Raw genomic sequence first — 13,860 nt, 5'->3', positions numbered from 1 at the left:
AAGCTACTCGGCCGCCTGCGCGTTGATCTCCGCCGAGACCTGGCGGATGGCGCGGGCCAGCAGGTTCGGATCCTGCGCGCCGGAGACGGCGTATTTCTGTGCGAACACGTAGGTCGGCACGCCGGAGATGCCCTTCTCGGCGGCTTCCTGCGCGTCGGCCGAAACGCGCGCGACGTCCTCGTCCGTGGCAAGGCGCTTGCGCACGTCGTCGCCATCGAGACCGACATCGGCCGCCGCCTGCACCAGCACATTCACGTCGGTGAGATCGCCGCCGTCACGGAAATACAGCTCCATCAGGCGCTGCTTCATCTCGGGCGCCTTGCCGATCGCCTCCGCCCACAGGATCAGGCGATGGCAGTCGGTGGTGTTGGGCTGACGCGCCACCAGCTCCGGCTTGTAGACGAGGCCCTCCTCGCTCGCGGCCGCAACGACGCGCCCGGCAATGCCCTTGTAGGCCTCGACCGAGCCGAATTTCTGCGTCAGATAGGCCTCGCGGCTGATGCCCTCGCGCGGCACCCAGGGATTGAGAAAGAACGGGCGGAAGTTGAGCTTGACCGGAACGTCCGGCACCAGCGCCAGCGCGCTCTCGATCCGATGCTTGCCGATATAGCACCAGGGGCACACCACGTCGGAGACGACGTCGATCTGGAGCGGTTTCAGCGTGCTCATGTCAGGCGCCTCCTTCGGGCGATCAAGGTTCGCCCAAAGATAAGCCGAACCCGCCCCGAGGCAAGGGCGCCAAGGGCTCTAGGTCATGGCGGCCGCCATCTGCTTCAGCCGCTCGGCGGTGCGTTCGTCCGCCGGGAAGAAGGTCTCCAGCGCCAGCTCGGACAGCGTGATATCCACGGGCGTGCCGAACACCATGGTGGTGGAGAAGAAGCTGAGGATCTCCCCGCCATGGCGCAGCTTGAAGGGGATCGCGACGTTGTCGCTCGACAGCGGCCCCGTCCGCGCCGGGATCGGGTAGCTCTTGAGATCGCCATAGAGCTTGATCAGCTCGGGATCGGCCGTCGCCTCGCATTGCCGGTGCAGCCGCTCCAGCAGATGCCCGCACCATTCGGCGAGATTGACCGTGCGCGGCGCCAGCGCCTCCGGATGAAAGGCGAGCCTGAGCACATTGAAGGGCTGGCCGAGCAGGTGCTGTGGAATGCCGTCGAGCAGCGGCGCCACCATGCGGTTCGCCGAGACCAGGTTCCAGTGCCGGTCCACCGCGAGCGCGGGATTGGGCTCATGTGCCTTCAATACGAGGTCGATCGCCTGGCGAGCCGATTTCAAGGCGGGATCCTCCAGCGGACGCTGCTGGAACGCCGGCGCAAAGCCGGCCGCGACCAGCAGCACGTTGCGTTCGCGCAAGGGCACGTCGAGACGTTCGGCGAGCCTGAGCACCATGTCGCGCGAGGGCGCGGCGCGACCGGTCTCGACGAAGCTGAGATGCCGCGCCGAGATCTCGGCCTCGCCCGCGAGATCGAGCTGGCTCATGCGGCGGCGCTGCCGCCATTCGCGCAAGTGGTCGCCGATATGGACCGGCTGGCTGCGTTCGGTACGGGCCGTGGATGCGTGTGCGTTCATGCCCGGAAACCTATCACGCAGATTTCGGCCCTTCCATTACCCGCGAGGTAATCGAATTGGCCCGCGGGCCGGCGCATCTTCAGGCGCAACAGGAGATGACCATGATCGCGCTGCTGCTCTACCGGACCGTCGCCGACCACCTTGTTCCCTTCGCCATGACGCTCGCCACGCGGATGCTGGCGCGCAGCCTCAACATGCCCGAGCCGCTGGTGCATTCGACCGGCGATTACGTGGTCGCGCAGGTCATCGCCTTCGAGCACGGCGTCGGCAAAAGCCTCTGCCCGTTCCGCCTCGCCCGCCTGCTCCGCGCCTGGTGGCGCGGACGGCATTGAATTCCACCCCAGCCCAGCCAAGGAGACTACCGATGATCGACGCATCCACCTTCCTCCGCCGCGCCCTGCTCGCCGATGCCGTCTTCAGTGGCGTTGCCGCCCTCGGCTTCACCTTTGGCGCCGGCGCGTTCGCAGCGCTCTTCAACCTGCCGGAAGCGCTGCTGCGCGAAACCGGCCTGTTCCTGATCGCCTACACCGCCCTGGTCGGCTGGCTCGCCTCGCGCGCCTCGGTGGCGAAGCCGCTGGTGCTGCTGGTCGTGGTCGGCAATGCGGCCTGGACCGTCGGCAGCATCGCGCTGCTGCTCTCCGGCGCGGTGTCGCCGAACATCGCCGGCGAGTTGATGGTCGTGGCGCAGGCGATCGCAACCGGCGTGTTCGCGGAGCTGCAATATGTGGGATTGCGCAAGAGCGAACGTGTCGCCACAGCGTGACGCTCGCCTGTCCCGGACGCGTTGCAGCGCTCTTGCGCTGCTGCGCAGAGCCGGGACCCAGCGGCCGCATGCCACACCGATACATGGGCCCCGGCTCTGCAGCGCACCGCGTAAGCGCGCGCTGCGCTGCGTCCGGGGCACGAGATCGTGGCTTTTCGGCACACCTGTTTCCACAATCGTCATTGCAGACATATCCTCGCATTCTCGCGGCGGATTTCGCCCGAGCTTTGCTGCCGTCTTGCGCCCGTCGATTGCCAAAGGGCGCAGGGAAGGCCGGGCGCCGGCGGCACCCGCGGTCCGCGTGCATGGAAAACGCACACGGGGTGGACTACAGGTGTGCCGGTCGCCCGGCCTTCCCTGCGCGGCTGGTTTTAACGGTGTCCTTCGTGCTCTCCTCGGGGAGCGTTGCACTATTGCCCCCGTCGCCTCACGGCTGATCGATGTGCCGCCGGTTGGCGGCCACATCCCCGCGAGGTTTGACGCCAGAACCCCGGGCGTCGGGACCACACGACTTCTCCGTCCGCGGACGGTTTGGCCTCAGCGTCCGGGGCTTGCGTGTGCGCACCCCAGACCATCAACCAAACCGCTGTGACCGCGCCGTGTCGTATGCGCATCGCCTGAGACTCACGGTTGCCCGCCCTGTCCCCAAGCAAATTGCGCCGGCGCTACCGCGTCCACCGCACCCCGGCCCGCATCTCGTGACGATCGCGAAGCGCCCCTCTGGCAGGGCCGGGATGGCGGTTGTATGCCATAAATCCGAAATTCGGAAAAGAAGATTATTTTTGCCGGAAGGGCTTGACGCGAATTCTGCTGTTTTGCCCGACGCCGCACGCGGTGCCGACCTGAACCGCAGGATGGGTTGAGCCCTTGCGAAACCCGTCGCCCCTCCTGCACGCAGGCGTCCGCGCTGACCTCGTATCGTCGTAACTTCGTGCCAGGCGGCGACCTCTAATTGGCGGGCAGCAAAGACTGCGGCGAGCGGCGTGCAAGGCGATGGGTTTCGCAAGGGCGGGCTGTGCCGGCGTGCCACAAGCTCGATCTCGTAGGGTGGGCAAAGCGACTTGTCCGCCGTAGCGCGAAGAGCGAAGGCGGAAGCGTGCCCACGCCCTGTTACTCATGGAGGGAGATCGTGGGCACGGCGCTACGCGCCTTTGCCCACCCTACGGCACCGCCACCGGGATGTGCACTGGAGCATCGCAATGACGATGTGGAGACGCGCCAGCTCTTGGGACGCTACGCCTTGGCGCGGCCGGCCCTGCCGGCGAAGTGCTTGCCGTTGAGCTTCTTCTTTTTGACGGCCCTGGTCTTCGAACCCTTGGCGACAACCTTCTTGGCCTTGCGCGCCTTCACCTTGGCGGCTTCCGCCCGTGCCTCGGCGCGGAGCTTCTTGCGCTTCCTCTCGCAGGACTCGCACTTGCAGCCGATCGGCTTCAGATAGGCTTTGAAATAGTCGGTGCCGTAATCGTAATTGATCTCGTCGCCCGGCTCGATGTTCCTGATGGCGCGGATGAAGACCTTGCGCTCGCGCGGACGGACGTCGGATTCCGCGTTGGGCCGGCAGGAATGGTTGATGTAGCGCGCGAGGTTCTTGCGCACCGAGCCGTCGATGGTCCAGCGGCCGTTGAGCTCGAACAGGTACTTGTTCTCGATCTCGTCGTGCGCGGGGATTCGCGAGTCCAGGATCGGTCCGAAATAGCGGATGATCCTTGTGCCCTTCTTGATCGGCTTGGTGGCGAAGAGGCCGAGTCCGGTCTTGGAACGGCCGACACGGTAGGATTTGCTGGAAGCGATGGCTGGCATGATCAAGAGAAATGAGAACGCGAACGAGGCCCGATGCCTCAAGCGAAGCCGCTCTTCTAGAACGATTCCGCGCCGCTGTCAGGTCTATCCGACCCCGGTTTGAACCTTGCCCACAGTGAAGACGTCTGATGGGAGTGAGTTCCCGGACCATCGAAGCCTCATGATCAACCGTATCACCCGCGTCGGCCTGGCTGTCTTGACGACATGCATCGGCCTGAACGGCGCCGCCGCCCAATCCCTGGGCAGCAGCTACACCTCGACGGCGCCGAGGGATTGCCGCCAGATCGGCAAAGCGAGCGAGCTCGACGGCAGCACCACGCGGACGTGTCCGGGCAAAGCGGGTCTCGTGGTGCTGATTGCCGAGGACGATCTTCGCGAAATCGTCTCGGTCGGCCGCAATCGCAAGGCTGCCGCCGAAGAACCGGCGGCCAAGGTCTGGTTCGCCCCGTTCAATTCATCGGAGACCACGATCGAATGGCGCAGCATGGGCGCAAAGCCGTTTGCGATCATCCAGCGCTGGCACATCGCCGACGGCAACGATCCCGACAAGCAGGGCCGGCCCAACACCAAGGCCATGCTGGTCGTGACACGACTGCCGCCGGGACGGGTCTGCCACGTCGCCTATGTCGATGCGATCGCAAACCCGAACGCCAACGCGCTCGCGCGCAGGGCCGCGGACGATGACGCGCGCAGCTTCGCGTGCGGCAAGGACGCGGTGAAGATCGTCGGCGCGCGCGGCCGCGCCGTCGAGCTCGCGACGATGCGCTAGCCCCGCGCCTTGGCACCCCGCGTCTTGGCGCGCCGATACCGCGCCAGCAACCGCTCGCCCTTCGCTGCGATACGCCGTGCCGCCGCCACGGTCTTCGGAACGGGCTCGCCCCAGGCATGCGCCGACAACGCATGGCGCGTCGGCTGCCCCTTGGCATCGACCAGCGGCGGCAGTTTCGCGCGGCCATAGAAACGCACGGCCCAGCTTCCTTTCCGCCGCATCTCCTGGGGCGTCATCTCCCGCTCTTTCTTGGTGACGCCGGGCCGCAGATGGGCGCCCTGCTTGCGCGCGAACGCCTTGCGGCCCGCGGCGGTCAGGCCGCCTTGCGGATCCCTCTCGCGCGCGGATGCGCCGCGCTTGCGCGAGGACTTTGCCGTCTTCTTTGCGGTGCGCTTGCGGGTCTTCTTGGCAGACTTTTTCTTGGCAGACTTCTTCGCCGATTTCGTTTTGCTTGATTTCGACGCTTTCGATTTGGAGGTCTTCTTCGGTGCCATGCGCATGTTGTCCACGAGGTTGGGATAGCGGCGGCCGGCACGGCGGGCGCGCGCTTTCGCCGCCGATTTTCTGGCAGGACTGAGGTGCTTGGAGGCCTTGCCGGCCCGCTTGCGGGGGTTCGAGCGTTTCCAGGGCGCGCGTGGTGTTCTTGCCATGCGGCGTCAACGTCTGATCAAGGCAAGGGTTTCGTCGGTCGCTGACGATCAAGGGCCGGGCAGCTTCCCCGAGATGGGCGCCATCAGCATGGCCTCGAGCAGGCGTTCGGCCGTTGTCCCCTCGGGCAGACGCCCCAGGATGTCCTCGAGCCGCCCGTCGAGCAGCAGCGTGGTGAAGCCGTGCACCATCGACCAGGCGCGCGCGATCGCGGCGCCCTGGCTCAGCGTCAGCGCATCGCCGCTGATCTGCTCCTGCCGCATCATGCCGATCGCATTGGCAAGCCCGGCGAACGACGCTTCAGCCGCCTCGTGCAGCGAGGGTCTTGAATAATCCAGCCGCTCGGTGCGGAACATGATGCCGTACATGCCGGGATGGGCCTGTGCATAGGCGACATAGGCCTTCGGGCGCGCCAGCGCGGCCTGGAGCGGCGTGGTTGCGGCATTGCTGGACGCGGCCATCGCCGCATTGAACTGGCGGAAGCCTACCGCGGCGAGCTCGCTGAGCAGGCCGGTGAGATCGCCGAAATGATGGGTCGGCGCGGCGTGCGACACGCCCGCTTCCCGCGCCACCGCGCGCAAGGTGAGGCCGGCGAGCCCGTCGCGTTCCAGCACCCGCTCGGCCGCCTGCAGCAGCGCCTCGCGCAAGGCGCCATGGTGATACGGCGTCTCGGTCTTCGCGCTCGCCGCGCCGCGTGGCGGACGCGACGCCGCAGCCGAAATCGTCTTCCGGGGGGCACGCGCGCTTCGCGCGGTTTCGCTCTTGGTGTTGGTCTTGGCCATTTACAAGCTATATGACGCAATATTGACAGTGTAAAGATTTCGCTTGACCGAAACGGCGATCGGCGCTATCTCATCTTTACGATGTAAAGATAGGGAGGCTACGCCGTGCAGCACGACGCCATCGCCGAGCGCCGCAACAACATTGCGCCGATCCCGTTCGAAGCCGACGCACCCTTCCTGAAGATCATCGGCGAATTGCCGCGTGAGCTGAACGGCGTGCTCTATCGCAACGGTCCCAATCCGCAGTTCGATTCCCCCGGCGCGCACTGGTTCGTCGGCGACGGGATGCTGCACGCCTTCCATCTCGAGAACGGCCGCGCCAGCTACCGCAACCGCTGGGTCCGCACGCCGAAATGGCTCGCCGAGCACGATGCCGGCCGCGCGCTGTTCGGCGGCTTCGGCCGCAAGCTGCCGGATGCACCGAAAGACCTCACCGACGGCGGCGTCGCCAACACCAACATCATCTTCCATGCCGGCAAGCTGCTGGCGCTGGAGGAAGCGCACCTGCCGACCGAGATCGAGCCCGGCACGCTGGCGACGCGCGGCTATCACAATTATCAGGGCCGCGTTGCCGGCAGCTTCACCGCGCATCCGAAGATCGACCCCGTCACCGGCGAGCTGGTGTTCTTCGGCTACAACGCAGCGGGGCCGTTGACCCCTGCCCTCTCCTACGGATCGATCGACGCCTCCGGCAAGGCCACGCGCTTCGAGCGGTTCGAGGCCCCCTATGCCAGCATGGTGCACGACTTCATCGTCACCGCGAACCATGTGCTGTTTCCGATCCTGCCGATCACCGGCAGCATGGAGCGCGCGATGAGCGGGCGGCCGCCCTACGCCTGGGAGCCGGACAAGGGCGCCTATGTCGGCGTGATGAAGCGCAGCGGCACGGCAAAGGACATCGTCTGGTTCCGCGGTGAAGCCTGCTACGTCTTCCACATCATGAATGCGTGGGAAGACGAGAACCGCATCGTCGCCGACGTCATGCAGTTCGAGGAAGCGCCGCTGTTTCCGCATCCCGACGGCCGGCCGACCGATCCCGAGAAGTCGCGCGCCCGGCACTGCCGCTGGACCTTCGATCTCACAGGCAATACCGACCGCTTCCAGCAGACGTATCTCGACGATCTCACCGGCGAATTCCCGCGCATCGACGACCGCCGCGCCGGGCTGAGGAACCGCCACGGCTGGTACGCCTGCGCCAATCCGAAACTGCCGATGTTCGGCGCACTCTCCGGCGTCGTCCATGTCGACGGCAATGGACTGCGGCTCGGCCATTATCTGCTGCCAGCCGGCGACACCATCTCCGAGCCCGTGTTCGTCGAGCGGTCGAAGGATGCGACTGAGGGCGATGGCTGGCTGCTCGCGGTGGTCTGGCGGGCCCGCGAGAATCGCAGCGACCTTGCGGTGTTCAACGCCACCGATGTCGAAGCGGGCCCCGTGGCGCTGGTGCAGCTCGGCCATCGCGTGCCCGACGGGTTTCACGGCAATTGGGTGGGCGCGCAGTAGCAACTTGTCATTCCGGGGCGCGACGCAGTCGCGAGCCCGGAATCCATTTCACCGCGTGTATGCCGCCCGATGGATTCTCAGGTGCGCAATTGCGCACCATAGCTCGACGCTCCGCGTCGCCCCGGAATGATCACGGAAAAGGGAATCCTCCATGCAGACGCCCCCTCTCACCGCAGACATCCTCGCCATCCTCGCACTGATCGGCACCGCGCTCACACTCGAGGTCGTCCGGCTGCAGCGGAGCGGCCAGGTCATCTTCAATGGCGGCATCCTGCTTGCCCTTGGTCTGGCGATCGCCTGCGCGCTCCCCCTCCTGTCCGGCCTGAACTGGGCCGAATTGGCCGCGGAGGTATCCGACCAAGCCGTTGCGGCTGCTCAGCTTTTATATGTCGCTTACGTTATTTTGACACTGTAAAGATTTCACTTGACCCGGCGCCTGCCCTGAACTATTGATCTTTACATCGTAAAGATCGGCCAGACCGAGGCGGCCCATGACGATTTTCCTGATCCTCGCGCCCTACGGCGCCTACAGCCTCCTGATGCTGGTGACGTCGGCCACGATGAGCGTGTTCGCGGCCTCCGCGATCTGCCTCATGACCGTCGCGATCGACCTGGCGTACGGCCGCTCGGTGAAGATCCTGGCCGCGGGCTCGGCGGTCGTGTTCGCCGCAATCGGCCTTTACCTCGCACTGCTCGATCCGCAGCTCGGCACGCTCGGTGTCAAGCTGTCGGTCGATATCGGCGTCTTCGTCCTCTCGCTCGGCTCGATCCTGCTCCGCCGTCCCTTCACGCTGCAATACGCGCTTGAATCGGTACCGGCCGAGACCGCGGCGATGCCCGGCTTTCTCACCGCCAATTACGTCATCACCGGCGCCTGGACCGTGGCCGCGCTGTTGATGGCGGCCGCCAATCTCGTGCTGCTCTACGTCCCCGGCCTGCCGCTCTGGTCCAGCCTTGCGGTGGCCTTCGCCGCCCGCAACAGCGCGATTTACTTCACAAAATGGTATCCCGAGTATCGCCAGATCAAGTACGGTACGCCTGCCCGCGCCTTGCCCGACGCCCGCTAGACAGGATTGACGATGAAGGACGTATTCGCCCGCCTCGCCTCCGACCTCTTCTCCGCCATCCTCTTCCTGGTCATCTATCTCGTCACCGACAACGTCATCCTGGCAACCTCGGTGGCCATCGCCGGCGCGATCGCGCAGGTGATCCACGCCCGCATCAAGGGCCAGCCACTCAACTACATGACCTATGCGAGCCTTGCGCTCGTGGTTGGCCTCGGCGCGATCACGCTGCTGACCAACGATCCCCGCTTCATGATGGCAAAGCCCTCGATCGCCCATTTCGCCATCGGCGCGATCATGCTGAAGCGCGGCTGGATGCTGCGTTACATGCCGCCGATGGTGGTCGAGACCGTTCCGGAATATGTGACGGCTGCAGGCTATGCCTGGGCGGTGCTGATGTTCGTGATCGGCGTCGGCATGATCGTGGTCGCCTCAACCGGCGACCTGAAGCTGTGGGCGTTCTATCTCACGGTGGTCGCCGGCGGCGCCAAGATCCTCGCCTTCGCCGTGCAGTATGTCGTTCTCAGGCTCATCGTCACCAGCCGCCGGCGCGCCGCCGCCCGCGCCTGAAGCGCGACGTGATCGCGCTTCAGGTCGTCGTCCGAGCATGATCTTTTCCGAAAACCGCTGCACACTTTTCGGGATCATGCTGCAATGCCCTATTCAAGGGTTAGTCAGGAGCTGCGAGTTGGGCTATAGGCTCGCTTAAGGACTGGCCGCGGATCGTCGCGGTCCGCCGGGATTTGTTCGGGAGACGGGAATGGCCGTAGACGGCAACTGGAATCTGACCATGACGACGCCGATGGGCGAGCGCCAGGCCACGCTGAGCCTGAAGGCCGCAGGCGGCAAGCTCTCGGGCACGCAGGGCGCGGAAGGTAATACCGCCGAGATCTTCGACGGCACCGTCTCCGGCGACAACGTCTCCTGGAAGGTCTCGATCGACAAGCCGATGCCGCTCACGCTCGAATTCAGCGGCACCGTCTCCGGCGACAGCATCAGCGGCGAGATGGGCATCGGCCCGATGGGCAGCTTCCCCTTCACCGGCGCCCGCGCGTAAGGCCGCGCAGCCGTCATGCGTGCGTTCCGTCTGATCGCGACGACGATGCTGTGCGTCGCGGCACAAGCGGCGCGTGCGGACGACACCGAACCGGCGTGGCGCGCAAGCGCGCTCGCCATGGTGCCCGCGGGCTACGTCGCCGGCACCGCCTATCGCACCGAAGGCGCAACCGGTTACCTCGCGGTCTATCCCGCGACGTCGAACGATCCGAAGACACCGGCAAGCGTGTTCGCGGCGCGGCAGGCCCTCGTGGTCACGCTGACACCGGACGCGGCACGCGCGGTGTCAGCCGAGTTGAAGCCCCGCGCCGAGCCCGATCCGGACAATGACGAGACCGATTTCGCCAAGCTGCACGCCGAGCTTGCCGCGAAGCGCGCGACGCTCCCTGATGGCACCGAGCCCTGCAGTCTCGGCGCCTGGTCCATCGACAAGGATCCCGGCGGCCTCAACGTGCGCGCCGAACCGTCAACGTCGGCGCGCGTGCTCGGCACGCTGCCGCCGCCCTACCGGCTCAAGCTTGGCGGCGCCGAGAACACGCCCGACGGCGGCTGGCTCACCGAATTCCGCATCGTCGGCTTCAAGAGCGGCTGGTTCCTGATCGAAGGCGCCAAGCCGCCGGGCAAGGACTACGAGGACGAGAAGCGATATCCGCGCAGCGCGCCAAAGCCCTATGCGGGCCGCGGCTGGGTCGCCTCCAACAAGATCGGCGCGAACTACGCCAATGGCGCCACGCGCGCGGGCGGCCTGTTCCAGGCGCCCTTCGTCGACGCCAAATGGACGCCGGCCCAGCGCGAGCTCGGCGGCCCGATCGACGGCGACGGCGGCCCGAAGCGCCTGCTCGCCTGCAGCGGATATTGGGGCCTCGTCGAGAGCCACGACGGCGTGCGCGGCTGGTGGCGCGCGCTGTGCTCGAATCAGGTCACGACTTGCAGCTAGGCGAACGCGCACTCCGCGACATTCTTGCCCTTGCCTTCCTCACAATTCAGGATTGTATTCGAGCATTGCACCCGGGAGGGAAAAATGCCGTACAACATCACGTATTTATTTCATCGATCGCTGACAGCCGCCTTCGCTTGCATTCTGCTGGGAGCAACGATCTCGGCCGGACACGGCGAAACATTGCCGCCGAAGATTTCGCCGGAGGCCATCATTTGGAAGCCCGCCTCGATCTTCGAAAAGAAGAGCAAGGACGAACTCAAGAAACAGCCCCGCATGAATCTGAGCGGCGCAGCGTGCGTGCCGACCACGCCCAAATTCACGTCATGCCTGATTGCCAACGACGAGAAGAAATATGCGCAGTTCTTCTCGATCGAAGGCAACCTCCTCGTTCCCAAGGACCTCATTCGGCTCTCGGATGATGACGACGACCCCGATGCCGAGGGCGCCGCCTACGACGACGGCTTCTTCTATGTGACCGGCTCGCATGGCCGAGGCCGTCACAGCGACGAGAAGAACCTGTCGAGCTACACCGTGTTCCGGATCGCCGTGGATCCGACGACCGGCATTCCCAAGACCAGGCCTAACGCCGAAAGCGTCGACGGCGTGGAGGCGAGCACGCGCCTGCGCAAGGTGCTCAAGCAAGACGACGACGTCGAGGCGTACTTCAACGAGCCGCTTGCGAAGGGCGGCATCAACATTGAAGGAATCGCGGTCAGGGACGGCCGCATGTACTTCGGATTGCGAGGCCCGTCGGTGAAGCGACGCGCCTATGTGGTCAGCGTCAATGCCAATGCGCTCTTCACCCGGAAAGACGATCTCGAGCCCAGGACAAGATCGTTCGAACTCGGCAAGGATACCGGGATACGGGATCTCGCCGCGGTCAAAGAAGGCCTGCTGATACTCGCGGGTCCGACCCGCGAAGAAGACGTCCCCTATACCGTCTGGCTGTGGGACGGCAGCAGCGAGACCGCAACGCCGTTGGCGACGCTGGACCTGAGCAAGGTTCAGCAAGGCGCCAAGGCCGAGATTTTGCTTCCCCTCGAGGAGGACGCCACCAGCTTTCGCGTCCTCGTCATGTTCGACGGCGTCGAAAATGGCGGCGCCATCTCGTTCAGGATCAAGCGCTGAACGCACGTCCGCCGGCCCGGGACCGGCGGACATGACTGAACCCGGCTAGCCCAGGTTCAACTCCTTGAAGAAGTCGTTGCCCTTGTCGTCGACGATGATGAAGGCGGGGAAGTCGACGACTTCGATGCGCCAGATCGCTTCCATGCCGAGCTCGGGATATTCGAGCACCTCGACCTTCTTGATGCAGTGCTCGGCAAGGTTCGCCGCGGCGCCGCCGATCGAGCCGAGATAGAAGCCGCCATATTTCTTGCAGGCCTCGCGCACGGCAGGCGCCCGGTTGCCCTTGGCCACCATCACCATCGAGCCGCCGGCGGCCTGGAACTGGTCGACGAAGGAATCCATGCGGCCGGCGGTGGTCGGACCGAACGCGCCGGAGGCGTAGCCTTCGGGCGTCTTGGCAGGTCCCGCGTAGTACACCGGATGGTTCTTGAAATAATCCGGCAGCGGCTCGCCCTTCTCCAGCCGCTCGCGCAGCTTGGCATGGGCGCTGTCGCGCGCGACGATCATGGTGCCGGTCATCGAGACCCGGGTCTTGATCGGATATTTGGAGAACGTCGCCAGGATGTCCTTCATCGGCTGGTTGAGGTCGATCTTGACGACCTCGCCGCCGAGCGATTCCTCGACCTCCGGCAGGTACTGCGCCGGGTTGTGCTCGAGCTCCTCGAGATAGACGCCGTCCTTCGTGATCTTGCCGAGCACTTGCCGATCGGCCGAGCAGGACACCCCTAACCCGATCGGCAGCGAGGCGCCATGGCGCGGCATGCGGATCACGCGCACGTCGTGGCAGAAATATTTTCCGCCGAACTGCGCGCCGACACCGAGCGACTGCGTCATCTTGTGGATTTCCTTCTCCATCTCGACGTCGCGGAAGGCGTTGCCGTCGGGCGAGCCGTGGGTCGGCAGCGCATCGAGATAGCGGGCGGAGGCGAGCTTCACCGTCTTCATGCAGAGCTCGGCCGAGGTGCCGCCGATCACGATGGCGAGGTGATAAGGCGGGCACGCCGCGGTGCCGAGGGTGAGGATCTTTTCCTTGAGGAACGCGAGCAGCCGGTCCTTGGTCAGCACCGAGGGCGTCGCCTGGAACAGGAAGCTCTTGTTGGCGGAGCCGCCGCCCTTCGCCATGAACATGAACTTGTAGGCGTCGTCGCCCTCGGCGTAGATCTCGCACTGCGCCGGCATGTTGTTGGCGGTGTTCTTCTCTTCGTACATCGACAGCGGCGCGACCTGCGAGTAGCGCAGATTGCGGCGCAGATAAGCGTCGCGCGCGCCTTCCGACAGCGCCGCCTCGTCCTCACCATCGGTGATGACGTTGCAGCCCTTCTTGCCCATGATGATCGCGGTGCCGGTGTCCTGGCACATCGGCAGCACGCCGCCGGCCGCGATGTTGGCATTCTTCAGGAAGTCCAGCGCGACGAACTTGTCGTTCGGGCTGGCCTCGCCGTCCTCCAGGATCGCGCGGAGCTGCTTCAGGTGGCCGGGCCGCAGGTAATGGTTGATGTCGCCGAAAGCCGCCTCCGACAGCGCCCGCAGCGCCTCGCGCGACACCACCAGCATGTCCTTGCCCAGGACCTTCTCGACCCGGACGCCCTCGGACGAGATCTTCTTGTAGGGCGTCTCGTCCTTGCCCAGCGGGAATAGCGGGGTGTGCTTGTAGGGCGGAACGGGCTTGGCGGGATCGGGGAAGTCGGTCGGAGCGTTCATGGCGAATCTCGGGGTTTTGGAGCCCTGGCGGGCCTCGAAGCGTAGAAGCGTTCTAAGCCCATTTTGAGCGGAAAGGAAAGGGAACGGCGCGCATGGGGGAGGTCGGCTCGGGCTCGGGAAGGTACTGACACAGCGCG

Annotated in this window: 16 protein-coding genes; 10 read left to right on the top strand and 6 right to left on the bottom strand. The window is 65.4% G+C overall.

All coding sequences use genetic code 11. From position 1 onward, the window contains the following. Positions 1–3: 3 nt before the first annotated feature. Both CO669_RS03660 and CO669_RS03655 read right to left on the bottom strand, forming a co-directional pair. On the bottom strand, positions 4–669 hold the full coding sequence (locus CO669_RS03660; protein WP_097658081.1) for a DsbA family oxidoreductase: 666 nt from the start codon (positions 667–669) through the stop codon (positions 4–6). A 78-nt stretch (positions 670–747) separates the two neighbouring features. Further along, a complete protein-coding gene (locus CO669_RS03655; protein WP_097658079.1) occupies positions 748–1,569 on the bottom strand; it encodes a helix-turn-helix domain-containing protein in 822 nt (273 codons plus the stop codon). 101 nt (positions 1,570–1,670) lie between these two features. Between CO669_RS03655 and CO669_RS03650 the strand changes: the two genes are divergently transcribed. Next, on the top strand, positions 1,671–1,901 hold the full coding sequence (locus CO669_RS03650) for a hypothetical protein (protein ID WP_198963813.1): 231 nt from the start codon (positions 1,671–1,673) through the stop codon (positions 1,899–1,901). Between the two features lie 32 nt (positions 1,902–1,933). Continuing rightward, positions 1,934–2,332, top strand: coding sequence for a hypothetical protein (locus tag CO669_RS03645; protein ID WP_097658074.1), 399 nt, complete (start codon positions 1,934–1,936; stop codon positions 2,330–2,332). A gap of 1,233 nt (positions 2,333–3,565) precedes the next feature. Here the strand turns inward: CO669_RS03645 and CO669_RS03640 are convergent. Continuing rightward, positions 3,566–4,132 carry an SET domain-containing protein gene (locus CO669_RS03640; protein WP_097658932.1) on the bottom strand — a complete coding sequence of 189 codons (567 nt, stop codon included), beginning with the start codon at positions 4,130–4,132 and terminating at the stop codon, positions 3,566–3,568. 163 nt (positions 4,133–4,295) lie between these two features. Here CO669_RS03640 and CO669_RS03635 point away from each other — a divergent pair, with 163 nt between their 5' ends. After that, entirely contained in the window at positions 4,296–4,901 is a 606-nt protein-coding gene (locus tag CO669_RS03635) for a hypothetical protein (RefSeq protein WP_502694458.1), read from the top strand. Here the strand turns inward: CO669_RS03635 and CO669_RS03630 are convergent. Together CO669_RS03630 and CO669_RS03625 are read right to left on the bottom strand one after the other, a co-directional pair. Then, positions 4,898–5,551, bottom strand: coding sequence for a DUF6321 domain-containing protein (locus CO669_RS03630; RefSeq protein WP_097658070.1), 654 nt, complete (start codon positions 5,549–5,551; stop codon positions 4,898–4,900). The genes CO669_RS03635 and CO669_RS03630 overlap by 4 nt on opposite strands. Positions 5,552–5,599: 48 nt before the next feature. After that, a complete protein-coding gene (locus tag CO669_RS03625; RefSeq protein ID WP_097658068.1) occupies positions 5,600–6,331 on the bottom strand; it encodes a TetR/AcrR family transcriptional regulator in 732 nt (243 codons plus the stop codon). 105 nt (positions 6,332–6,436) lie between these two features. Here CO669_RS03625 and CO669_RS03620 point away from each other — a divergent pair, with 105 nt between their 5' ends. From CO669_RS03620 to CO669_RS03590, 7 genes are all read left to right on the top strand, one after another. Then, positions 6,437–7,834 carry a carotenoid oxygenase family protein gene (locus tag CO669_RS03620; protein ID WP_097658066.1) on the top strand — a complete coding sequence of 466 codons (1,398 nt, stop codon included), beginning with the start codon at positions 6,437–6,439 and terminating at the stop codon, positions 7,832–7,834. Between the two features lie 151 nt (positions 7,835–7,985). After that, positions 7,986–8,249, top strand: coding sequence for a hypothetical protein (locus CO669_RS03615; RefSeq protein WP_097658064.1), 264 nt, complete (start codon positions 7,986–7,988; stop codon positions 8,247–8,249). Positions 8,250–8,325: 76 nt separating this feature from the next. After that, the gene (locus CO669_RS03610) at positions 8,326–8,901 is read left to right on the top strand and encodes a hypothetical protein (RefSeq protein WP_097658062.1); all 576 of its coding nucleotides are present in this window, start codon (positions 8,326–8,328) and stop codon (positions 8,899–8,901) included. 12 nt (positions 8,902–8,913) lie between these two features. Then, positions 8,914–9,468, top strand: coding sequence for an inner membrane-spanning protein YciB (locus tag CO669_RS03605; protein ID WP_097658060.1), 555 nt, complete (start codon positions 8,914–8,916; stop codon positions 9,466–9,468). A 190-nt stretch (positions 9,469–9,658) separates the two neighbouring features. Then, positions 9,659–9,955, top strand: coding sequence for a hypothetical protein (locus tag CO669_RS03600; RefSeq protein WP_097658058.1), 297 nt, complete (start codon positions 9,659–9,661; stop codon positions 9,953–9,955). A gap of 15 nt (positions 9,956–9,970) precedes the next feature. Further along, the gene (locus CO669_RS03595; RefSeq protein WP_097658056.1) at positions 9,971–10,891 is read left to right on the top strand and encodes an SH3 domain-containing protein; all 921 of its coding nucleotides are present in this window, start codon (positions 9,971–9,973) and stop codon (positions 10,889–10,891) included. Positions 10,892–10,915: 24 nt separating this feature from the next. Beyond that, positions 10,916–12,022: a DUF3616 domain-containing protein gene (locus tag CO669_RS03590; protein WP_210202674.1), complete on the top strand. Its 1,107-nt coding sequence runs from the start codon at positions 10,916–10,918 to the stop codon at positions 12,020–12,022. A 45-nt stretch (positions 12,023–12,067) separates the two neighbouring features. Here the strand turns inward: CO669_RS03590 and CO669_RS03585 are convergent, their stop codons facing one another. Beyond that, positions 12,068–13,723, bottom strand: coding sequence for a fumarate hydratase (locus tag CO669_RS03585; RefSeq protein WP_097658052.1), 1,656 nt, complete (start codon positions 13,721–13,723; stop codon positions 12,068–12,070). Positions 13,724–13,860 lie beyond the last annotated feature (137 nt).

The organism is Bradyrhizobium sp. Y36 (genome assembly GCF_002531575.1).
GTDB lineage: Bacteria > Pseudomonadota > Alphaproteobacteria > Rhizobiales > Xanthobacteraceae > Bradyrhizobium.
This window is presented reverse-complemented; position numbering and strand designations above follow the sequence as displayed.